General features: G+C 73.1%; 21 protein-coding genes. 11 read left to right on the forward strand and 10 right to left on the reverse strand.

Going from position 1 to position 20,963, the window contains the following annotated elements; genetic code table 11:
* The first annotated feature begins 4 nt into the window (after positions 1-4).
* The 8 genes from LQ326_RS20390 to LQ326_RS20425 are packed head-to-tail and all read left to right on the forward strand — an operon-like array spanning position 5 to position 8,398.
* Positions 5-952, forward strand: a complete 948-nt coding sequence (locus LQ326_RS20390) for a VOC family protein (RefSeq protein ID WP_234538655.1) — start codon at positions 5-7, stop codon at positions 950-952.
* Positions 949-1,905, forward strand: coding sequence for an isocitrate lyase/PEP mutase family protein (locus LQ326_RS20395; protein ID WP_234538658.1), 957 nt, complete (start codon positions 949-951; stop codon positions 1,903-1,905). Before LQ326_RS20390 ends, LQ326_RS20395 begins: the two co-directional genes overlap by 4 nt.
* Positions 1,902-3,332 carry an FAD-dependent oxidoreductase gene (locus LQ326_RS20400; RefSeq protein WP_234538660.1) on the forward strand — a complete coding sequence of 477 codons (1,431 nt, stop codon included), beginning with the start codon at positions 1,902-1,904 and terminating at the stop codon, positions 3,330-3,332. Before LQ326_RS20395 ends, LQ326_RS20400 begins: the two co-directional genes overlap by 4 nt.
* On the forward strand, positions 3,326-4,096 hold the full coding sequence (locus LQ326_RS20405; protein WP_234538663.1) for an SDR family NAD(P)-dependent oxidoreductase: 771 nt from the start codon (positions 3,326-3,328) through the stop codon (positions 4,094-4,096). Before LQ326_RS20400 ends, LQ326_RS20405 begins: the two co-directional genes overlap by 7 nt.
* A 55-nt stretch (positions 4,097-4,151) precedes the next feature.
* Entirely contained in the window at positions 4,152-4,742 is a 591-nt protein-coding gene (locus LQ326_RS20410) for a cysteine hydrolase family protein (RefSeq protein ID WP_234538664.1), read from the forward strand.
* Positions 4,739-6,193, forward strand: a complete 1,455-nt coding sequence (locus LQ326_RS20415) for an FAD-dependent oxidoreductase (RefSeq protein WP_268207326.1) — start codon at positions 4,739-4,741, stop codon at positions 6,191-6,193. The genes LQ326_RS20410 and LQ326_RS20415 overlap by 4 nt, the downstream gene beginning before the upstream one ends.
* Before the next feature lies 1 nt (position 6,194).
* Entirely contained in the window at positions 6,195-7,007 is an 813-nt protein-coding gene (locus tag LQ326_RS20420; protein WP_234538666.1) for an aspartate/glutamate racemase family protein, read from the forward strand.
* Between the two features lie 2 nt (positions 7,008-7,009).
* Positions 7,010-8,398: an FAD-dependent oxidoreductase gene (locus LQ326_RS20425; protein WP_234538668.1), complete on the forward strand. Its 1,389-nt coding sequence runs from the start codon at positions 7,010-7,012 to the stop codon at positions 8,396-8,398.
* 87 nt (positions 8,399-8,485) lie between these two features.
* Here LQ326_RS20425 and LQ326_RS20430 read toward each other — a convergent pair whose 3' ends face one another.
* From LQ326_RS20430 to LQ326_RS20440, 3 genes are all read right to left on the reverse strand, one after another.
* Positions 8,486-9,319, reverse strand: a complete 834-nt coding sequence (locus tag LQ326_RS20430; RefSeq protein WP_234538670.1) for an alpha/beta fold hydrolase — start codon at positions 9,317-9,319, stop codon at positions 8,486-8,488.
* Between the two features lie 65 nt (positions 9,320-9,384).
* Entirely contained in the window at positions 9,385-10,227 is an 843-nt protein-coding gene (locus tag LQ326_RS20435; protein ID WP_234538672.1) for an alpha/beta fold hydrolase, read from the reverse strand.
* A gap of 158 nt (positions 10,228-10,385) precedes the next feature.
* On the reverse strand, positions 10,386-11,636 hold the full coding sequence (locus LQ326_RS20440; RefSeq protein WP_234538673.1) for a flavin reductase family protein: 1,251 nt from the start codon (positions 11,634-11,636) through the stop codon (positions 10,386-10,388).
* A 209-nt stretch (positions 11,637-11,845) separates the two neighbouring features.
* Here LQ326_RS20440 and LQ326_RS20445 point away from each other — a divergent pair, with 209 nt between their 5' ends.
* Positions 11,846-12,481, forward strand: coding sequence for a TetR/AcrR family transcriptional regulator (locus LQ326_RS20445; RefSeq protein WP_234538674.1), 636 nt, complete (start codon positions 11,846-11,848; stop codon positions 12,479-12,481).
* The gene (locus LQ326_RS20450) at positions 12,478-13,110 is read left to right on the forward strand and encodes a TetR/AcrR family transcriptional regulator (RefSeq protein WP_234538675.1); all 633 of its coding nucleotides are present in this window, start codon (positions 12,478-12,480) and stop codon (positions 13,108-13,110) included. Before LQ326_RS20445 ends, LQ326_RS20450 begins: the two co-directional genes overlap by 4 nt.
* A gap of 67 nt (positions 13,111-13,177) precedes the next feature.
* On the opposite strand, the gene LQ326_RS20455 is transcribed toward LQ326_RS20450, so the two are convergent.
* The 6 genes from LQ326_RS20455 to LQ326_RS20480 form a co-directional block, all read right to left on the reverse strand.
* Positions 13,178-14,104 (reverse strand): DUF4232 domain-containing protein, encoded by a 927-nt coding sequence (locus tag LQ326_RS20455; protein ID WP_234538676.1) that lies wholly within the window; start codon positions 14,102-14,104, stop codon positions 13,178-13,180.
* A gap of 99 nt (positions 14,105-14,203) precedes the next feature.
* On the reverse strand, positions 14,204-15,127 hold the full coding sequence (locus LQ326_RS20460) for an LLM class F420-dependent oxidoreductase (RefSeq protein WP_234538677.1): 924 nt from the start codon (positions 15,125-15,127) through the stop codon (positions 14,204-14,206).
* A gap of 346 nt (positions 15,128-15,473) precedes the next feature.
* Complete coding sequence (locus LQ326_RS20465; protein ID WP_234538678.1) at positions 15,474-15,932, reverse strand: DUF6099 family protein; 459 nt, start codon at positions 15,930-15,932, stop codon at positions 15,474-15,476.
* A gap of 148 nt (positions 15,933-16,080) precedes the next feature.
* On the reverse strand, positions 16,081-16,455 hold the full coding sequence (locus LQ326_RS20470) for a nucleotide pyrophosphohydrolase (protein WP_234538679.1): 375 nt from the start codon (positions 16,453-16,455) through the stop codon (positions 16,081-16,083).
* A complete protein-coding gene (locus LQ326_RS20475) occupies positions 16,452-17,741 on the reverse strand; it encodes an AAA family ATPase (protein WP_434056954.1) in 1,290 nt (429 codons plus the stop codon). Before LQ326_RS20475 ends, LQ326_RS20470 begins: the two co-directional genes overlap by 4 nt.
* 206 nt (positions 17,742-17,947) lie before the next feature.
* Entirely contained in the window at positions 17,948-18,337 is a 390-nt protein-coding gene (locus tag LQ326_RS20480) for a cell division protein SepF (protein WP_181807701.1), read from the reverse strand.
* A gap of 292 nt (positions 18,338-18,629) precedes the next feature.
* On the opposite strand from LQ326_RS20480, the gene LQ326_RS20485 reads away from it, so the two are divergent.
* Positions 18,630-20,327, forward strand: coding sequence for a hypothetical protein (locus tag LQ326_RS20485; RefSeq protein WP_234538683.1), 1,698 nt, complete (start codon positions 18,630-18,632; stop codon positions 20,325-20,327).
* Between the two features lie 83 nt (positions 20,328-20,410).
* Here the strand turns inward: LQ326_RS20485 and LQ326_RS20490 are convergent, their stop codons facing one another.
* Positions 20,411-20,926: a YceI family protein gene (locus LQ326_RS20490; protein ID WP_234538685.1), complete on the reverse strand. Its 516-nt coding sequence runs from the start codon at positions 20,924-20,926 to the stop codon at positions 20,411-20,413.
* Between the last annotated feature and the right edge of the window lie 37 nt (positions 20,927-20,963).

Genomic DNA, 20,963 nt, shown 5'->3' on the forward strand with positions numbered 1-20,963 from the left:
CGAAATGATCACCTCCCTCGCCTACCTCGGCGTCGGCTCCCCGAACAAGGACGAGTGGCCCCCGATGGCCACCGGCCTGTGGGGCGCCATGGTCACCGACCCCGGCCCCGACGGGGCCGTCCGCATCAAGTTCGACGACGCGCCCTGGCGCATCCAGATCCACCCCGCCGAGCAGGACGAGACCCGCTACATCGGCTGGGGCGTCGACCGGGAGGAGGACCTGGACACGGTCGAGAAGGCCCTCGCCGACGCCGGCATCACCGCCCGGCGCGGCGACGCGGAGCTCGCCGCGGCCCGCGACGTCAACCGGATCCTCTTCTTCACCGACCCCTGGGGCTTCCGCCACGAGGTCACCTGGGGCCGCACCGCCCAGCGGTCGACGTTCCGCCCCGGCCGCGCGATCTCCGGTTTCGTGACCGGCCAGCAGGGCCTCGGCCACGTCCTGCTGCTCATGCCGGACATCGAGGAGGGCCACCGCTTCTTCACCCGGCTCGGCTTCCGCCTCTCCGACAAGATCATCGTCCCCGGCCGGCTCAACGCCCGCTTCTACCACTGCAACGCGCGCCACCACACGCTCGCCCTCGGGCAGTGCCCCCCGGGCGTCGCCGGCCTCAACCACCTCATGATCCAGGTCGGCTCGCTCGACGACGTCGGCACCGGCTACGAGATCGCCCGGGAGACGGGCGTCCCGATCACGCTCACCCTCGGCCGGCACACCAACGACCAGCAGTTCAGCTTCTACCACTGCACGCCGAGCTCGGTCCACGTCGAGTACGGCTTCGGCGGCCTGGAGGTCGACGAGGAGAACTGGGTGCCGAAGGTCTACGACCGCACCGCGGTCTGGGGGCACCAGCAGCACCCGGACGGCCAGGGCCGCCCGCCGGGCATCATGCACCCGCTGCCCGAGCCGCCCGCCGGACCGGCCGCCGCGGACGGGCCGGTCCAGCCGTGACCAGCGCCCCCGCGCCCTTCCCGGACGCGGACGCACTGACCGGGGTCGGCCCCGCGCCCACCCCGGCGGCGCGGCGCGCCCGCCTCCGGGCCCTGCTCACCGGCCCCGCCACCGGCCCGCTCCTGCTGCCCGGGGTCACCGACGCCCTCGGCGCCCGGCTCGTGGAGTCCGCCGGATTCCCGGCCGCGTACGCCACGGGCGCCGGCCTCGCCAACGCCCAGTTCGGCGTGCCGGACCTCGGCCTGATCTCCCTCGGCGAGGTCGCCGCCCACGTCGACCGGGTCGCGTCCGCCACCACGCTGCCGCTCGTCGTCGACGCCGACACCGGCTTCGGCGGCCCGGTCACGGCGATGCGCGCGGTACGGATGCTCGAACGGGTCGGCGCGGCCGCGATCCAGCTGGAGGACCAGGAAATGCCCAAGCGGTGCGGGCACTTCGACCGCCACGCCCTCATCCCCGCCGAGCACATGGCGGCCAAACTCGTCGCCGCCCGGCAGGCGCTGGAGGACCCGGCGACCGTGCTCGTCGCGCGCACCGACGCGCGCAGTGCCTTCGGCATCGACGAGGCCCTGCGGCGCGCCTCCCGCTACGCCGACGCCGGCGCCGACGTCCTCTTCGTCGAGGCGCCGCGCACCGTCGGGGAACTGGAGCGGATCGGCCGCGAACTCGCCGGCGTCCCCCTCGTCGTCAACGTCGTCGAGGGCGGCAAGACGCCCCAGCTCACCCTCGACGAGTACGCCGCCCTCGGCTTCCGTGTCGTGCTGTACGCGAACTTCCTGCTGCGCGCCGTGATCCGGGCCGGCGCCGACGCGCTCGCCCACCTCCGCGGCAGCGGGGGAAGCGCCGCCTACGCCGACCGGATGGCGACCTGGCAGGAACGCCAGAGCCTGTTCCACCTGCCCGAGTTCAGCGCCGCCGAGGCCCACTTCGACGCCGCCGGGGTGCCGTCATGAGCGAGGAACCCGGCATCCCGCCCGAGGGCCTGCCGGTCGAGACGGGGCTGCCCGGCCGGGTCGGCGTCCTCGTCCTCGGCGGCGGTCTCGCGGGCGCGGCCGCCCTGCTCGCGGCAGCGCAGGCGGGGGCGTACGCCGTCCTCCTGGAGAAGGCGGACACCTTCGGCGGGTCGACCGTGCGGTCGGCCGGGCTGTCGGCGTTCGCGGGCACCGACGAGCAGGCCGAGCAGGGCATCACCGACTCGGTCGAGCTGCTGCGCGAGGACATCCTCACCACCGGCGGGCACGTCAACGACCCCGCGCTTGTCGACCTGTACTGCCGGCGCCAACTCGACACCTACCGCTGGCTGAAGGGACTCGGCGTCCACTACGGCCACATCCACGCCGCCTCCGGGCAGAGCGTGCCGAGGTCGCACCCGAGCGACACGACCGCCATGCTGCGCGCGGTCTTCACGGCCGCCGGCCGGCTCGGTGCCCGCCTGGTGCCCGGCACCGGCGCGCGACGGCTGCTGCGGGAGGACGGCCGCGTGGTCGGCGCCGAGGTGGAGCGCGACGGCCGCCGCCAGGAGGTCCGCGCCGACGCCGTCGTCCTCGCGACCGGCGGCTTCTCCCGCAGCCGGGACATGCTGGCCCGCTTCGCCCCGCAGATGAAGGACGCGCTCCTCGCCGGCGGCGCCGAGAACCGCGGCGACGGCCTGCTCATGGCCTGGCAGCTCGGTGCGGGCATGCGCGACCTGCCCTACGTCAAGGGCACCTACGGCATCTACCACGAGCCGCACCCCGGCGAGGACGGCACCGGGATCCTGGCCGTCTACAAGGGCGCGATCGCCGTCGACCGCGCCGGACACCGCTTCGTCGACGAGTCGATCCCCTACAAGGCGCTCGGCGACGCCAGCCTCGCCCGGCCGACGGCCCGCACCTGGCAGGTCTTCGACGCCACGACGATGGCCGAGACCAACGACGAGGTCCCCATCTACGACTTCGGCGACCGGCTGCGGGCCGGGATGCTCCAGACCGCCGGCACGATCGGGGAACTGGCCGCCGGGCTCGGCACCGAGCCCGGCGTCCTGGAGGCGACCGTCGCGCAGTACAACGACGCGATCGCGCGGGGCGAACCGGACGCCTTCGGCCGGGTCCACCTGGTCGGCGGCGTCGGTGAGCGCCGCCCCGTGGACAAGCCGCCGTTCTACGCCCAGCTGTCGGGGACGGTCGTCCTCGCGACGTACTGCGGGGTCACCGTCGACCCGGCGATGCGGGTCCTCGACGCCTTCGGCGAGCCGATCCCGCGGCTGTACGCGGCCGGCGAACTCGTCGGCGGCTTCCACGGCGCCGGGTACATGACCGGCACCTCGATCGGCAAGTCCGCGGTCTTCGGCCGGGTCGCGGGCACCTGTGCGGCGGCCGAGGAGAGCGAGCTGACGTGGTGAGCGCCCTGTTCGACCTGACGGGCAAGGTCGCCCTCGTCATCGGAGCCGCGGCCGGGGGACTCGGCGCCGCGGCCGCCCGCGGCCTCTTCGACCACGGGGCGACCGTCGCCCTCGCCGACCTCGAAACCCAGCAGGGCCTTCTCGCCGAGACCGCCCGGGCCTGCGGCGGCGCCTTGCGCCACACCGTCGACGTCACCTCCGAGGCGTCCGTCCGCGCGCTCGCGGACTCCGTCGCCGCCGCCCACGGCGGGATCGACGTCGTCGTCAACGCGGCCGGCGTCATGCTGCGCAAGGAGGTCGAGCACACCAGTCTGGCGGAGTTCGAGCACGTGGTCCGGGTCAACCTGACCGGTACCTGGCTCGTCGGCCGCGAGTTCGGTCCCCGGCTCGCGGCGGCCGGCGGCGGCCGGATCGTCAACCTCACGACCGTCTACGCCGAACGCGTCGGCCCCGTCCCCGAGAGCGCCTACTACGCGAGCAAGGCGGGAATCGTCAACGTCACGCGCTCCCTCGCCGCCGAACTCGGGCACTCCGGCGTGAACGTCAACGCCCTCGCCCCGGCCGTCTTCTACCCGACCGCGATGACCGCCCCGCTGGCCGAGACCCCCGACCGGCTCACCTGGTTCGAGCAGCGGACGATGCTCGGCCGTCTCGGCGACCCCGCCGCCGACCTCGCCGGACCGGTGGTCTTCCTCGCGTCCGCCGCCTCGGCCTACGTGACCGGCCAGGTCCTGTACGCCGACGGCGGCTGGTCCGCATGGTGACCACCGCTCCCGAGAGCCCCGACCGCCCCTCCCCGACCGACTTGAGGACCGCTCGATGACCCGCACCGCCCTGCTCCTGCTCGACTACCAGACCGGCCTGGCCGAGGAGGGAGACCGCTGCCTGGCCCCGCCGCTCGCCGCCGCCGTCCGCGAGCGCGGCGTCCTCAGGACGGCCCGCCGGGTCCTGGACGCCGCCCGGTCCGCGCGGATCCCCGTCTTCCACGTCCGGCTCGCCTTCGACCCCACCTATGGCCTGCGCACCAACCGCCTGGCACGCTTCGACGGCTATCCCGCGAACCGCACGATGCTGGGCGACTCGCCGGAGGCGCGGATCGTCGCCGAACTCGCCCCGGCCGACGGTGAGCCCGTCGTCGACAAGGGCTGCGTCAACCCGTTCATCGGGACGCCGCTGCGCGACGTGCTCGCCGCCGACAGCGTCGGCCACGTCGTCCTCGGCGGCATCGCCACGCACCTCGTCGTCGAGTCCGCCGCCCGGCACGCCTCCGACTCCGGCCTGCGGGTCACGGTCGTCGAGGACATGTGCGCGGCCCCGGCACCCGCCCTGCACGAGCACGCCGTCACCGCGACCCTTCCCCTCTTCGGCACGGTCTCCTCGGCCGACGACGTCATCGGGAGCTGGACATGAGCACGAGCGAGAAGACCTACGACGTCGTCGTCGCCGGCAGTGGCATCGCGGGCCTCAGCGCCGCGATCAGCGCGGCGGAGGCCGGGGCCCGCGTCGCGCTCCTGGACCGTGCGACCGAGCGGGAGAGCGGCGGCAACACCCGGTACACCGAGGCGTACCTGCGGATGAAGTCGCTCGACGAGGTCGCCGACGGCCTCGCCGAGGCGATCGTCGACGACTTCATGGGCCACCCGGACCCGGGCGTCGTCGCCGACTCCGCACTCGACTTCGCGCGACGCAACCCGCTGCTGCGCGCCCACCAGGTCGTCGACCTCGACTACGTCGCCGCGTTCGCCGACCACGCGGGGCCGACGCTGCGCTGGCTGGAGGGCCACGGCATCTCCTTCGGTGAGCTGCCGACGCTGTTCCTCACCGTCTCCACGACCCGCCTCGCACCGGTCGGCGGCGGCCTCGCGCTCGTCGAGACCCTCGGCCGCGAGGCCGTCGGGCTCGGCGTCGACCGGTTCTACGAGACGACCGCCCGCGACCTCGTCGTCGCCGGCGACGGTGCGGTGACCGGCCTCGTCACGACCGACGCCACCGGAGCCAGGACCGTCTTCTCGGGCCGGGTCGTCCTCGCCTGCGGCGGCTACCAGGGCAACGCCGAGATGATGGCCCGCTACCACGGCGACAAGGGGATGACCTGCCGGCCCGTCGCCCGCGGCGGCAACTACAACAAGGGCGAGGGCATCGAGATGGCGATCGCCGCGGGCGCCGCGACCGCCGGCAACTTCAGCCTCTTCCACGCCGAGCCCGTCGACCCGCGCTCCGGCGACCCGGAGGCGGCGATCATGGCCTTCACCTACGGCGTCCTCGTCAACGTCGAGGGACGCCGGTTCGTCGACGAGGCGCGCGGCCCGGTCGACGCGTGGTACGAACGGACGACCCGCGACATCCACGCCCAGCCGAGGGGCATGGCCTGGATGATCCTCGACGCCGACGCCCAGGCCGTCCCGAACCTCAGGACCGCCATCCGCACCGAGGAGAAGCCGGTGCGCGGCGACACGATCGCGGCGCTCGCCCAGGCGATCGGCGTCGACCCGGACACCCTCACCGAGACGATCGACGCGTACAACGCCGCGTGCCCGGACGGCGAGTGGGACCCCACCCGGCCCGACGGACTCGCCACGACGGGCGTCACACCCCCGAAGTCGAACTGGGCCCGGCCCGTCGCCCGGGGCCCCTTCGTCGCCTACCCCGTGATGGCCGCGAACGTCTTCACCTTCGGCGGCCTCAAGGTCGACGCCTCCTCACGCGTGGTGGACAGGGACGGCCGCGTCATCCCGGGCCTGTACGCCGCCGGCGAGCTGACCGGCCTGTACTACTCGAACTACACCGGCTCCACCTCGGTCCTGCGCGGCGCGACGTTCGGGAAGATCGCGGGCGCGCACGCCGCGGCGAAGGCGGTCTGACATGCGGATCTGGCACCAGTCCTTCACGGTTCTCGACGACGTCCCGCACTACCGGGACGCGCTGGCGCGCCACCTCGGCTCGGTGGCCGCGCCGGGCACGGAGGTCGTCCTGCACGGAATGGCGCCCGGTACCTACCCGAGCGACTACCCGGGCACGCACATCCGCTACGCCTATCTGTCCGGGCTGCACAAGGAGCAGTTCGTGCACGCGGCCCTGCGCGCCCAGGACGAGGGCTACGACGCGTTCCTCATCGCGACGATCCCGGACACGGCGTACGAGGAGTGCCGCAGCCTCGTCGACATCCCCGTCATCACGCTCGGGCAGACCTCGGTCCTCCTGGCCGCGACCCTCGGCTCCACCGTCGGGATCGTCAATTTCATCGGGGCCCTCGAACCGCAACTGCGCCGGAACATGCTGGTCTACGGCCTGGACCGGATCGTCGGGCCGATCCGCCAGGTCGCCGCGGAGTTCACCGACGTCATGGCCGCGTACGCCGCGCCGGACGCTCTGGTCGCGGCGTTCACGGCGGCGGCCCGCGAGGCGGTCGCGGCCGGCGCTCGCGTCATCGTCCCCGGGGAGGGCCCGCTCAACGTCTTCCTCGCCGACCACGGTGTGAGCCGTGTCGACGGCGTTCCCGTCCTCGACTCCCTCGGCACCTGCCTCCAGGTCGCCCAGATGCGGGCCCGGCAGTACCGCGACGCCGGGCTGGTCGCCTCCCGCTCCGGCTTCCACCATGAACAGCCACCGCGCGAACTCGTGGGCGCGGCCCGGGACTTCTACGGCACGAGCGGCCTCCCGGCCGACGGGCGGTGACCGTGGCCGAGAACGCCAAGAACGCCAAGAACGCCAAGAACGCCGAGGACGTCGTGGTCGACGTCGTCGTGGCCGGCGCGGGGGCCTGCGGGCTCGTCGCCGGCCTCCGCGCGTCAGAGAACCCCGACCTCGTCGTCGCCGTCCTGGAGAAGAGCACGCGGGACGGCTGCAACGCGCAGGTGTCGAGCGGCAGCCTCGCCGCCGGGGGTACCCGTTTCCAGGCCGCCGCGGGGATCGACGACTCACCCGCGCGGCACGCCGCGGACATCCTCGCCGAGAACGGCGACGACCGGCACCGCCCGCTGGTCGAGGCGCTGACCGCGGCCGCGCCCCACTACGTCCACTGGATCGCCGCCGACCTCGGCTACCCGCTCGAGGTCGGCACCGACATGACCAGGCACGGCATCTCCGTGCCCCGCCTGCACACCGACCCGCAGCGCCGTGGCGGCGGCCCGCTCGTCAGCCACCTCCGCGGCATCCTCGCCGCCCGTCCCAACGTCGCCCTCCTCGACGAGACACCGGTGACCGGCTTGCGGGTGGACGGCTCGGGACCGCAGGCCCGTGTCGTCGGGGTCACGGCCCGCCAGAACGGCACGGCCCTGACCGTCGCCGCGCGGACGACGGTCCTCGCCACGGACGGCTTCGCCGGCAACCGGGCGCTGATGCGCGAGTTCTGCGCCGGACTCGGCGACCCGTTCCACGGGGGTGTGAGCACCGCGACCGGAGACGCCGTCGCCTGGCTGCGCGGCCTCGGCGCCGAGTTCCGCAACATGGGCGCCTGCCTGCGCCACGGCCAGGTCACGATGCACGGCACCCGGGTCAACCCGAACCTGCCCTGGCTCGGCGCCGTCCTCGTGAACACCCGCGGCGAGCGGTTCGTCGACGAACAGGCGCACGGTTACTCGGGGCTCGCCCCGCACGTCGCCGCCCAGCCGAACGAGCGCGCCCTGATGATCTGGGACGACGAGGCCGACCTCGTCGCCGCGCACTCGGAGATGATGCGCGAATCGGCGAAGGCCGGTGCCCTCGGCAGCGCCGCGGACCTCGTGTCCCTGGCCCGGGACGTCCGCATGGACCCGCTGCTCCTGGAGCGCGCCCTCGAGCCGATCGACGGCCGCCGTCGCCTCGTCGCGCCGTTCCACTACGCCTGGCTGACCCACGGCGTCCTCACGACCCAGGGAGGAGCCGCGATCGACACCCACGGCCGGGTGCTCCGCAAGGACGGTTCGGCCGTCGCCGGTCTGCGCGCGGGCGGCGGAACGGCCGTCGGGCTCGCGGGCCCCGACTCCGCCGGCTACAGCTCGGGCAACGGGCTGCTCGCCGCGATGGGCATGGGCTGGATCGTCGGCAACGACCTCGCCGCCGGCACCGGCGGCGGCCTCCCCCGGTGAGAGGCCGGTTCGCGACGACACCCCGCCACCGTGGCGACGGCGGCGGGGTGCGCGTGGTTCATGGTGTTCCGAGCGGGGAGCGGCCCGTCACCTGGCCAGGAAGGCGAGCAGGGCGTCGGTGACCTCCTGCGCGTGGGTCCACAGCAGGCCGTGCGGGGCGCCCTCGACAACGACGTACTCGGCCTGCGGGAGCGCCCGGTGGAACGGCTCCGCGGTCGCCTCGATCGGCAGGATGCGGTCGGCGGTGCCGTGCAGGATCAGAGCCGGTACGTCGATCTTGGCGACGTCGGCCCGGAAGTCGGTGGTCCAGGTCGACACGCAGGCCAGGGAGGCGTACCAGGACGCGCCGGCGGCGACGTTCCAGCTGTTGCGGACCGCCTCCTCGCTGATCCGGGTGCCCAGGTTGTCGTCCAGGTTGTAGAAGTCCTGGTAGAACGCGGTGAAGTAGGCGTAGCGGTCGGCGGTGACGGCCTGCTTGATGCCCTCGAACACGGCGCCGTCCACGCCGTCGGCGTTGTCGTCGGTCTTGAGCAGGAACGGCTCGAGGGAGGCGAGGAAGGCCGCCTTGGCGATCCGGGCCGAGCCGTAGGTGCCCAGGTACCGGCCGACTTCGCCGGTGCCCATGGAGAAGCCGACGAGGACGACGTCGGTCAGGTCGAGGGTCTCCAGGACGGTGTTGAGGTCGGCGGCGAAGGTGTCGTAGTCGTAGCCGGTGGTGGGCTGGCTGGAGCGGCCGAAGCCGCGCCGGTCGTACGTGATGACCCGGTAGCCGGCGGCCAGCAGGGCGGCCGCCTGCTTCTCCCAGGAGTGGCCGTCGAGCGGGTAGCCGTGGATCAGCACGACCGGCTGTCCGGTGCCGTGGTCCTCGTAGTAGAGGTCGACGGGGGTGGAGTTCTCCTGGCCGACGGTGATGAAGCCCATGGTGGTTGTCGCTGCCTTTCGGTGTGGGTTCGGTGCTGCGGAAGGGGTGCGGGGGCGGACGCCGGTCAGCGAAGGTTGCGGGCCGCCTGTTCGACGACGCGGGTGACGGCGCCGGGGTGCGAGACGGAGACCGCGTGCGAGGCGTCGATCTCGGTGGTGCGGGCGTGTGCCCGGGCGGACATGAAGCGCTGGGCGGCCACGGGGATGTTGCGGTCCTGGGTGGTCACGAGCGACCAGGAGGGGATCGTCTTCCAGGCGGCCGCGGTGGACTTCTCCTCCAGAGCGGCGGCGGCGATCGGGCGCTGTCCGGCGGCCATGAGCCGTGCCTTGTCCGCCGGTACGTCGGCGGCGAACTGCTGGTGGAACTTGTCCGGCTTGATGTAGACGTCGGCGCCCTGGCCGCCGTCCGGCAGGGTGTAGTTCACCGACTCGATCGCCTGGCCGAGGGTGCTGCCGGGGAACTTGTCCGTCAGGCCGAGCGAGCTCTCGCCGGTGTCGGGCAGGAACGCCGCGATGTAGACCAGCGCCTTGACCTTCTTCTCGAGCCCGGCGGCGGCCTGGCTGATGACGGTGCCGCCGTAGGAGTGACCGACCAGGACCACGGGTCCGTCGATGTGCTCGACGACACTGCGCAGGTAGGCGGCGTCGGTGGCCGGGCCGCGCAGCGGGTTGGCGGCGGCCACCACCGGATAGCCGTCGCGCTGGAGTCGGCTGACGACCCCGTCCCAGCTCGAGGCGTCGGCGAACGCCCCGTGCTCCAGCACGATCGTCGGCCGGGCCTGGTGGCGGGGCGCCGCGCCGGCCACACCGGGGACGGCCACCGCCATGACGGACAGCCCGGCGGCCGCGGTGGCGGCGAGCAGGCCGAACCTGCCGGCGGAACGGGTCGAGCGGCGGGCGATGCGCATGGTGGAGTCCTCTGTTCCTCGGGGTGCCGCCCCTGAGCGGGTGGCGACACCGAGAAACATAGCGACAAATTAAGTTGTGCGCAAATAAGTCGTGCACAACTTATTTGCCCGGAGGAGCCGCCCCGACCCGGGACCGGCACCCCTCACCGCCCCTTCGCTCACATGAGGTAGTCGCCGGTCGTCGCCTGCCACGCGGCGTACTGGTCGCCCGCCCGCGTCTCGAGGCTGCGCGAGATCCTGGCCGCGGCCTCCGCCAGGGCGGCGGTCCACCGGCGCACCTGATGTGCGTCGGCCCCTCGGGGCAGCTGGCCGAGCCGGAGGCACAGCGCGACCGAGCCGTCCGGGCCGAGGACGGGGCCGACGATCGCGCCCAGGTCGTAGGTCTCGCCGTCGACGACCTCGCACGTCTCGTAGAACGGGGACGCGCCGGAGATCACCGCCCGGACGGCGCGCTCGCGGGCCGGCGTCAGCTCCCCCGCGGCGTACTCCCGCATCGCCTCGGTGAGGTCGCCGTACTGCGGGCCGCCCTCGGGCTGGATCCGGGACATCGCGTATCCGACCTCGTGGACCGTCTTGAGGCGGCGACGGTACTCCTCGACGACGGCGGGCTCCTGCGAGGACGCGCGCCGCAGCCACGCCTCGACGGTCGCCTCGGGCGCCCACGCGATGTACGCCTCGCCGAGCGGGGGCATGAGCGGCACCCGCCGCCCGAGCTGCTCCTGCGGCCGGGCGCTGCCACCGAACGCGCATACCGCGGTGGTGAGTTCGTGGTCGTTCACGGCGACGAGGAGGGCCGCCTCGCACCCGTGCTCGCGCGCGAGCCGCTCGGTCGCCGCCCGCCCGACATCGGCGAGCCGGACCGCCTCGATGAGCTCGGCGTCGCCGCGCGCCGCGAGACCGCCCGGCGAGAAGCCGCCGTAGCCGCCCTGGAAGAAGAGCAACGGTGTCGCGGGCCGGGTGACCGACATGTCCTGGACGCGGCACAGGACGATGAGGTGGTCGCCGGCGGGGACGACCCGGTCGAGGGTGCAGTGGATGTGCGCGACGGCACCGTCGAGGGCGGGCGCGCCGTATGCCGACGCGGACCACGCGACGTCGTCGAACTTCCCCGGCCGCGGCACCGCCAGCGCCCGGCACACGTCGAGCTGGTCGTGCGCGAGGACGTTGACGCAGAAGGTTCCCGCGTCGCGCATGAGGGCGAAGGTCCCCGACGTCGTCTTCGGCATGAAGGAGACGAGCGGCGGGTCGAGGGAGACCGACGTGAAGGTGCCGACGACCATTCCGACCGGTTCTCCCGACTCCGCCGTCCCGGTCACCACGGCCACACCGGTGGGATAGTGCCCCATGACCTCCCGGTAGTGCGCGGGGTCGACGGCTCCTGGCTCGCCCGCCTGCTGGGAATCGATCACGGCGTCACCTCACTGTCCACGACTCTGTAGTGCCCACTACAGCGAAAGGTAGGGTCTGCGGCCGGGTGGCGCAAGGTTTCGCGTGCACCAGCACAGGAATTGAGCGCGGTCCGCAGCAGCGAGAGAACAACAGCTTCCGGAACTCCTGTTACAGTGACAGGAGCCGGACGCTTCCGGCCCGAGCCCGGCAGCAGGGGGAGAGCGAAGCAGTGCCACGCAAGACCGATCGCCGCCACCGCCAGGGGGACGAGTCACGGCGCGCGATCCTCGAGGCGACGCTCGAGATCGCGGCACGCAACGGCTACGACGGCACGACGGTAGCCGCCGTGACCGAGGCGACGGGGCTGCCCGCGAGCTCGATCTACTGGCACTTCCGGAGCAAGGACGCCCTGCTCGCCGCGACCCTCGAATTCTCTTACCGCGAGTGGCGGGCACTCGTTCCGACCTGGTCCGGCCCCGTCGAGAACGGTTCGGTCGCCGAGGAGGTCGAGGCACGGTTCCAGCGGGCCGCCGTCTCGCTCACGTCCTCGCCGGAGTTCTGGTCCCTGGGGCTCCTGCTCACCCTCCAGCAGCGGATCAAGGAACCGGCCGCGCGCCGCCTCTACGCCGAGGTCCGGCAGAACACCGAGACCGAGATCACCGACTGGTGGGTCCGGGTCCTGCGGCCCGAGGCGGTGACGGAGGACCCGCGGCTGCCGCGGCGCCTCGCCCGGTTCCACATGATGCTCATGGACGGCCTCTTCATGCACGTCCGCTCGACCGGCGGCCGCGACGTCAAGCGTGTCGTCAGCCTCGTCGCCCTGGGCCTCGCCGAGTACCTCTCCCGGACAGGAGCAGCGGCATGAACGCGCGGCCGGAACCCACGTCGGTGCCCGAGGAGGAGACGACCGCCCGGTCGGCCGACCGCATCCTCAGGGCGGCCGGTGAGCTGGCCAGGACCCACGGAGTGGCCGGCACGACGATCGCGGCCGTGTGCCGGCGCTCGGGCCTGCCGGTCAGCTCGGTCTACTGGCACTTCGAGGACAAGGACGGACTCTTCGCCGAGGTGGTCCGGCACAGCTTCGCCGACTGGCTGGTGACCGTGCCCCGGTGGGAGGCCGAGGAAGGAGCGACGCTCGGGGAGGGCGTCCGCAACGTCCTGGGCGTCTCCTACCAGACCCTCGGCATGGTCCCCGACTTCATGCGCGTCGGGATGCAGGTCCTCCTGGAGAAGAACGACACCTACGCCAAGACCCGCCGCGCCTTCCTCGACTGCCGCCTCCAGGTCAAGCGGATGATCTCCGCCTGGGCGCGCCGCGTCGAGCAGAGCACGCCGGCGGACCAGGCCGACGACGTCGCCACCCTCGTCGTCGCCTTCGCCGACGGCTCGGCCGTCGGCTCGCAGATCTACCCCGACTGGGACCCCGAGGAGTACGTCGACCTCCTGTCCGGCGTACTCGCCTGCCTCCCGCCGACGGGCAGGGCCACCAGCTGACCAGCCGCCCCTGTCGTCGCGGCACGGGTCGTCGGGGGGTGTGCGGGGCCGGGGAGTTCTTCCCGCGTCATCGGTCGGCCCGCTTCCAGGCGCCGACGCCGAGCTTCCCCGTGGTCCCGAGATCCAGGCCCGGCGTGACCGTCACGGGCGCCGCGCCCGGCTTCGCCAGAACGCGGACGTAGGGCACGTTCACCGCCGTGCCCGCCTGCGTCGTGTTGCGCCAGACCAGACCGGAGAGCGCGGACTCACCGGGCTTCAGGACGAGGGGGCCCGGCGGGTCGTCGAACCCGGTTCCCGAAGCGATGGCGGCGCCGCCGCGCAGGATGCGGATGCCCTCGACGGGCTCGCGGTCGTCGTCCAGGAGGCTCAGCTCCGGGTAGCCGTCGAGCGCGTAGTCGCGCTTTCCGCAGTTCTCCAGATGGAGTCCGACGACGCGCAGGCCCATCGCGGCGTCGCCGTCGTCGGCCCACAGCCGCACCCCCGAGGAGGGACAGGCGCCCGTCTCGGCCGGGGCCTCGTCGGCGGGGACCTTGGTGACCTCGGCGACCTTCACCCGGGTCACCGGGGAAGCGCCCGGGGCGAGCACTCCGAGGTGGACGGTTCCGCTGGTGCTGCGGCCGGGCTGGACCGCGGCCACGGTCACCTTCTTGTCGGCCATGACCGCGCCGGTGTCCGTCGTGAAGTCGAAATGCACGGTGTAGGTCATGGCTTCGTCGCCGTCGTTGGTGACCTGGTAGGCGGCGAAGACGCCGGAGTCGCCGGGCAGCGGGTCCGCGTGGACCAGGCCCAGTTGGGCGGACGGGGTCGGGGAGGCGGTCGGAATGGTGACCGAGGTGATCCGGACGCCGTCCACCGGGGGGTCGGTGACCGCGGCGCGGGGCGCCGGCCCGGCCGCGCCCACACCACCGCTCGGGTCCGCGCGCTCCGTGCCGCAGGCCGTGGCCAGCAGAAGGACGACGGCAGGGGCGAGGAGACGGGGGTGTGGTCTGCGCATCCGGTCACCTCATCAGGGCGATCCCCCAACGGCCGTGACGGAGGCCATAGTTCCGGTCACAGCCCTGTCACAGCCGACCGGATGCGCGACCCCGCCCGGTTACGGCAGCTGCGACTTGACCCGGTCGGAGATCAGCTCCAGGTGGTCCAGGTCGGAGAGATCAAGGATCTGGAGGTAGAGGCGGCGGGAGCCGATCCCGGCGTAGCGGCCGATCTTCTCGACGACCTCGTCGGGGGTGCCGGCCAGGCCGTTGGCCTTCAGCTCGTCGACCTCCCGGCCGATCACGGCGGCGCGGCGGGCGACCTCCTGGTCGTCCTTGCCGACGCAGACCACGAGGGCGTTGGAGTACGTCAGCTCGTCCGGGCCCCGGCCGGCCGCCTCGGCGGCGGCGCGCACCCGGCCGAACTGCCGCTCGCTGTCCTCGACCGAGGCGAACGGCATGTTGAACTCGTCGGCGTAGCGGGCGGTCAGCTTGGGGGTGCGGGTGGCGCCCTGGCCGCCGATCAGCACCGGGATGCGCGCCTGGGCGGGCTTGGGCAGCGCGGGCGAGCCGGTGAGGTCGTAGTAGGTGCCGTGGAAGTCGAAGGTGTCGCCGGGCTTGGTTCCCCAGAGTCCGGTGACGATCGCCAGCTGCTCCTCCAGACGGCCGAACTTCTCCTTCGGGAAGGGGATGCCGTACGCCTTGTGCTCCTCCTCGAACCAGCCCGCGCCGAGGCCGAGTTCGACCCGTCCGCCGGACATCTGGTCGACCTGGGCGACCTGGATGGCGAGCACGCCGGGCAGCCGGAAGGTCGCCGCGGTCATGAGGGTGCCGAGGCGGATCCGCTTGGTCTCGCGGGCGAGTCCGGCGAGGGTGATCCAGGCGTCGGTGGGGCCGGGCAGGCCGTCCACGTCACCCATCTTCAGGTAGTGGTCGGACCGGAAGAAGGCGTCGAAACCGAGGTCCTCGGTGGCCTTGGCGACGGCGAGGAGGGTGTCGTAGCTCGCGCCCTGCTGGGGTTCGGTGAAGATACGAAGGTCCATACCCCCATCCTGCACGGCCCCCGCCCCGTCGGCCGCATCGGCATCGCCCGGCACGGACATCCGCCCTCGGGTGAATGCCGTCAGCCGTGGGTCCACGGGGCGGTCACCGGCGGCCGCGGTGATCGTCGGGTGATCCGCGACGGCCCCGAGGGAAGAGGCCGGCCTCGCCCAGGAGACACCACCTAGTGCTGCGACCGGAAAGGTTCACCGGCTCGCGACGCCCGGCACGGCACCTCGCCGCGTTGTCGCATCACCCGAGTACATCCAGTACGAGGGCGATACTCCGCCTTGCGATGCACCGCACCGGACGCCGCGAGCTTTCCGGCAAACCTTTCCGGTCACAGCACTAGCCGTCGCGGACCTCCTCCCGGGCCGCCAGCTTGCGGAGCATCTCCAGCACCCTGTCCCGGGACTCGTCGGCCGCGTCGATGGCCTCCATGCACTGCCAGTACACCCCTTCGTCGGCCGCGGCGCTGGCCATGCCGACCAGCGCGATGCCGACCTCACCCAGGAGACCGCCGAGGCCCAGCAGGGTCTGGCGGGCGTCGTCCAGTTCGGTGAGCTGGGCGGCGCGCAGGGTGCCGGGGTCCAGGTCGGGGGTGCCGAGCACGCCGCAGCCCCGGCCCGCCAGCTCGGTCAGGCCGAGGGCCTCGCCGCGCAGCTCGGGCGGGCCGGAGACGGCCAGCCTGCTGCCGATCGCCTGGGCCAGGGCCTGGGCCTGCCACACCTCGGTCATCATCTCCGCGACGCCCGCGCCACGCGCCAGCGCCCGCCTGCTCACCCCTATGAGCCGCATCGCGTCCATCCGTCGCCCCGTCTTCGTCCGTTCGAACTGCCTTGCCGCGCTCAGTAGTTCACTACCCAGAGTGAGTGTTCCCGAGACGTCGAGCCAGAGTAAGACGGAAATCTGTGGACAACGATTCGGATTCGGGCGGGATTTCAACTACCCAGTGTTAATTCGGAGGGTCGCATTCTCCGCCCTGGTCCGTCCCCGGGCCGCCAGGCGGCGGAAAGCGCTTCTCGTTGCGGTCGATCTTGGCGTTCAGCGCGGCCAGCGGATCGATGCCCAGGACCTCGCAGAGCTGGAGGAGATAGGCGAGGACGTCGGCGACCTCGTCCGTGACCCGGTGCGCGGTGCCGGGGTCGGCCATCACCCGGGACGACTCCTCCGGGGTCAACCACTGGAAGATCTCCAGCAGTTCGGAGGCCTCCACGCTCAGGGCGGCCACCAGGTTCTTGGGGGTGTGGTACTGCCGCCAGTCGCGGGCAGCGGCGAACTCGGCCAGCCGGCGCTGGAGTTTCGCCACGTCGAGGGGTTCGTCGGTCACGCGTCCAGGTGTACCACCGTGACCGCCTCCGCTCCGCCGGCCCACGAGGCGTCGCTCACCGCGCCGACGAGGCGGATGTGGCCGCGTTCGCCCATCCGGACGGCGGTGCGCAGGAGTTGGGTGCGCTGGTGGGGGTCGAGGCAGCGGTCGAAGCCGTCGGCGAGCACGGTGAGACCGCGCATGGCGTCGGGAACCTCGCCGGGGGCGTCGACCGCGAGGACGCCGGGGCCGGTGAAGAGGACCAGGGCGAGGGCGAGGTAGCGCAGTTCGCCGTCGCCGAGCCGCTCCAGCTCGGTGCGGTGGCCGTCGCCGCGGTCCAGCAGTGCCCGTACCGTGCCGTCGCCGAGCGGTTCGGCGAGCAGGTCGGCCACGGGGCCGGCGCAGCCGGTGCGCACCGCGTCGACGAGCTGGGCGTGCCGGCGGCCGCACTCTGAGCGGGTGCGCCACACGACGTCGGCGAGGTTGTCGCAGCCGCGCAGCAGCCGTCCGGAGCCGGTGAGAACGGGGGTGCGCATCCCCTCGGGCCGGGGGTCGCACGGGAAGACCGACCGCAGGGCGACGACCATCTGCTCGGCGGCGGCGAGGACCTGTCGCTGGCCGTCCGTCTTCCCGGCGACGCGCAGCGGCAGCAGGGCGGTGCCGAGGCGGTCGTCGGGAAGCGGGGCCCGGGTCACCGGCGCGGAGCCGGCGGTGTGCCAGGCGGCCTGTACGGCCGGCCGGCCCGGGTCACGCAGCGCGGTCTCCAGGAGCACCAGCCCACCGGCGGTCAACCGCTCGCCGACGACGCGCAGTTCGGGTTCGGCCTGTACGGCGACGTCGAGCCGCACGGGGCCCTCGGCGCCGTCCGCCGTACATCCGATACGGAAGCCCCGCCGCCGCTGCGCGTCGGGCCGGGCCCGCTCCGGCACCAGCGCGCCCGGGTCCGGGAACACCTCCGCGAGCGCGGCCCCGCCCCCGAGCCGCGCGAGCGCCTCGTAGGCCGCGAGCACCGCGCTCTTCCCGCTCCCGCTGGGCCCGGCGAACAGCGTGACCCGCCCGACGGGAAAGCTCGCGCCACGATGCCGGGCGAACGCGGAGAGCCGCAGCTCGGTGACGCGGGGACGCGGGTCCCGACGGTGCGCGGGAGCGGATGCCGGCGCACCGGCCGACGCCCCTTCCCGACCACCCGAGCGAGCAGACGAAACCACCTCCGGCAACCGACCCGACGCACCCGAGCCCGACCGGCGGGAGCCCTCGGGCGGCGGGCCGTCGGTTCCCGTCGGCGCGCTCGGCGGCGCCGACGGCATCGCGTCTTCGGGCGACGGCGGCGGGGCCGGGGTGTCGCCCGGGGCGGAACGAGCGGAAGGAGCAGCAGGGCGGGACGCGGACGAGGCGGAGGGCACGGGCATGGCCGGACCGTAGGCCTCCGGTCGCGCGGCGAACCGTTCCGCCGTCGGGATCTTCCTACGATCGAGGGACGCCCGGTGGTCCGGTCCCCGGCCGAGCGGGCCCCTCAGCCCCCCGACACCCCCGCCCCCTCCATCAGCCCGCTGACCTCCGTGCCCGGCGGGGTGAGCAGGAAGACGTTGCGGTCGACGCGGTGCATTCCGCTGGCCAGGCCGAAGACCACGCCCGTACTGAAGTCGAGGACACGCTTGGCGACCTCCGTCTCGGCACCGGTCAGGTCGAGCAGGACCGGTATGCCGGCCATCAGCGTCTCGGCGACGTCACGGGCGTCGGCGAAGACATTGACCCGCAGGACGACGAAACGGCGGCGCGTCTCGGTCTCCGCGTCCGGCAGCGCACGGTGGCCCACCGCCGACGGCCACGCGTCGCGGCCCCGCAGCGGTACGACCTGGGCGAGCCCCTCCCACTGTTCATCGGTGACGTCGTAACGGCTCACCGGCTCCCCCCGACCTGACTCGCACTCGTTGCCTGCACCAGCCAATTCTTACGCCAAGTCACCCGTTCGGCCCAACAGCGACACGGTGCGCGAACGTTTCCGGTCGCCCGCGCACGAAAGAAGTGATCTTGCCGATATTCAGGCGATTGACGCGCATTAGGGGCTTCTTACCGCCCTCACACCGGACTCTTCTCCTTCTGTGACGCCTCGCTCACCGCCCGCGAATACCGTCCGATCCGTGCACTTGGCAGAAAAACAACAGGTGACACCCGACCGGCGGACACAGTCGGCGGTGTCCGCCGCTCCGGGCGATGCCGGAGCCCCCCTTCCCTGGCACCGCGTCCTGACCCTCCTCGCCGACATCGGTCTGTTCATCGGGACCCGGTCGGTGTGGACCCAGGCGGCGACGCACCACCTGGTCCTGGCGGCCCTGATCTCCGTCTGCTACGTGTCGATCCTGGTGACCGGCGTACTGGCGCTGACGGTCCGCGGCACCCGCTCACTGGCCCGCCTCGACCTGGTGGTCCTGGTCACGGCGGTGACGCTCGCGCTGTGCGCCTGGGCCCTGAACCACAGCGGCGGCGACGAGGCGGCCCTCACCACCCAGGCCGCCAAGGAACTGGTCGCCGGCCACCCCGTCTACGGCCAGGCCTGGCCCTGGCTGTTCCACAGCAAGGGCGTCGCCCTCACGCCGACCATAGGCGGCGGGTACGACTACACCTACGGCTACCCCCCGCTGGCCCCGCTGCTGACCGCCCCGCTGCTGTGGCTCGGCCACCACGGCGCCCCGGCGACGGCGGCGTGCACCGGCGCGCTGATCGCCGGCACGGTCGCGCTGTGGCGGATGCTCCCGGTGCCGTGGCGGTCGGCGGCGACGCTGGCCTGCCTGGCCTTCGGCTTCCTGCCCGCGTACGCCCGGGTCGGCTACCCGGCGGTCATCGCCCTGGCGCTGCTGATCCCGGTGGCGGTGCGCTGGCCGCGGATCGGGCAGGGCGGCCGGCTGGGCACGGCCGGGATCGCGCGGGCGGCGTGCCTGGGGGCCGCCTGCGCCGCGCAGCAGCTGCCGTGGTTCGTCACGCCGTTCCTGCTGGCCGGGATCTACGCGGTGCGGCGCGGGGAGCTCGGCGGCCGGGCCGCCGCTCTGGTGGTCCTGCGGGTGGCCGGCGTGGCCGTCACGGTCTGGCTGCTGATCAACACGTACTTCATCGTGTCCGAGGGAGGCCGCTGGCTCCGCGGGATCGCGCTGCCGCTGATCCAGGACGCCGTGGTGCACGGTCAGGGCCTGGTGGGCATCACCCTCTACTACACGAACGGCAGCGACCGGATCGACTGGTACTCGCACGCGAGCATGCTCCTCGCGGCGGCCCTGCTGGCCCTGTTCGTGCTGTTCGTACGGCGGCTCGGACCGGCGGCGACCGTGCTGCCGTGGCTCGCCTTCTTCCTGGCGACCCGCTCCCAGGACGGCTACTACCTGCTGATGACCCCGCTGTGGCTGGCGGCGGCCGTCACCGTTCCGCTGTCGGAGTTCCAGCGGGCCTGGCAGCCGCGTCCGGCCCCGCTGACCGGCCCCCGCCGCCGTCCCGCCCTGATCGCGACGGTTGTCCTGCTGCTCACCCCGGCGCTGGTGAGCGCGGGGCTCGCGGTGTCCGGCAAGCCACCGCTGCGGATGGAGATCACCGCCCTGCGGCGCGCCAGGCACCATCCCTCGGTGGTCCGGGAGATGACGCTGAAGGTGGTCAACACGGGGAGCGTGCCGCTCACTCCGCACTACACGCTGACCACCGGCCAGGGCATGAGCATGTACTGGCTTCGGGTGCGGGGTCCGGCGACGATTCCCGGGCACGGCACGGCGAGTGTCGAACTCAAGCCGGCGAACGGCCGGTTCGGCATCCCCGCCAAGCCGAGCACCCGGATCCGGCTGCGCGCCTTCACGGCGGATCCGCAGACGTTGTCCAGCCAGGACGTCAAACTCCGGCGCACGGTCCGCTAGGCCGCAGGCCGGGCCGTCAGGCGGCCGGGCCGTCAGGGCGGCCGGGCCGTCAGGGCGGCCGGGCCGTCAGGGCGGCCGGGCCGTCAGGCCGCCGCGCGGATGAAGCGCAGGGTGGCGGTGACGGTGGTCGGGCCGCCCATCATGCCCATCTGGTTGAGCGTGAGGCCGAACTCCTCGCGCACCACCGTGAACTCCGCCTCCAGCGTCAGCCCGTCGGCGTCCGCCGGGACAAGCTTCGCGGTGACCTGCTGGGGCCTGCTGACGCCCCGGACGGTCAGCTGACCGTCGACCCGCACGGCGTCGCCCGCGCCCCGCTCGGCACCGCGCACCGCGAAGGTGATCTCCGGGTGGTTGGCGACGTCGAAGAAGTGGGCCGAACGCAGGTGCTCGTCGCGCTTCTTGTTCTTCGTGTCGAGCGAGGCCGCGTCGAGCACCAGGGTGCCGGTGGCGGTGCCGTCGGCGGACACCTCGCCCCGGCCGGTGACCCCCGTGAAGGTGCCCTTGACGGTGACCAGGCCCCAGAAGGTCTTGTGCCGGACGGCGACGGCGGAAGCGGTCGGGTCGAGCTGCCAGAGGCCGGTTTCCACGGTGACGGTCATGGCCGTGCTCCGATCCATTGATGGTCCAAATTTGGAT

Origin of the sequence: Streptomyces shenzhenensis (genome assembly GCF_021462265.1) — a bacterium.
Classification (GTDB): domain Bacteria; phylum Actinomycetota; class Actinomycetes; order Streptomycetales; family Streptomycetaceae; genus Streptomyces; species Streptomyces shenzhenensis.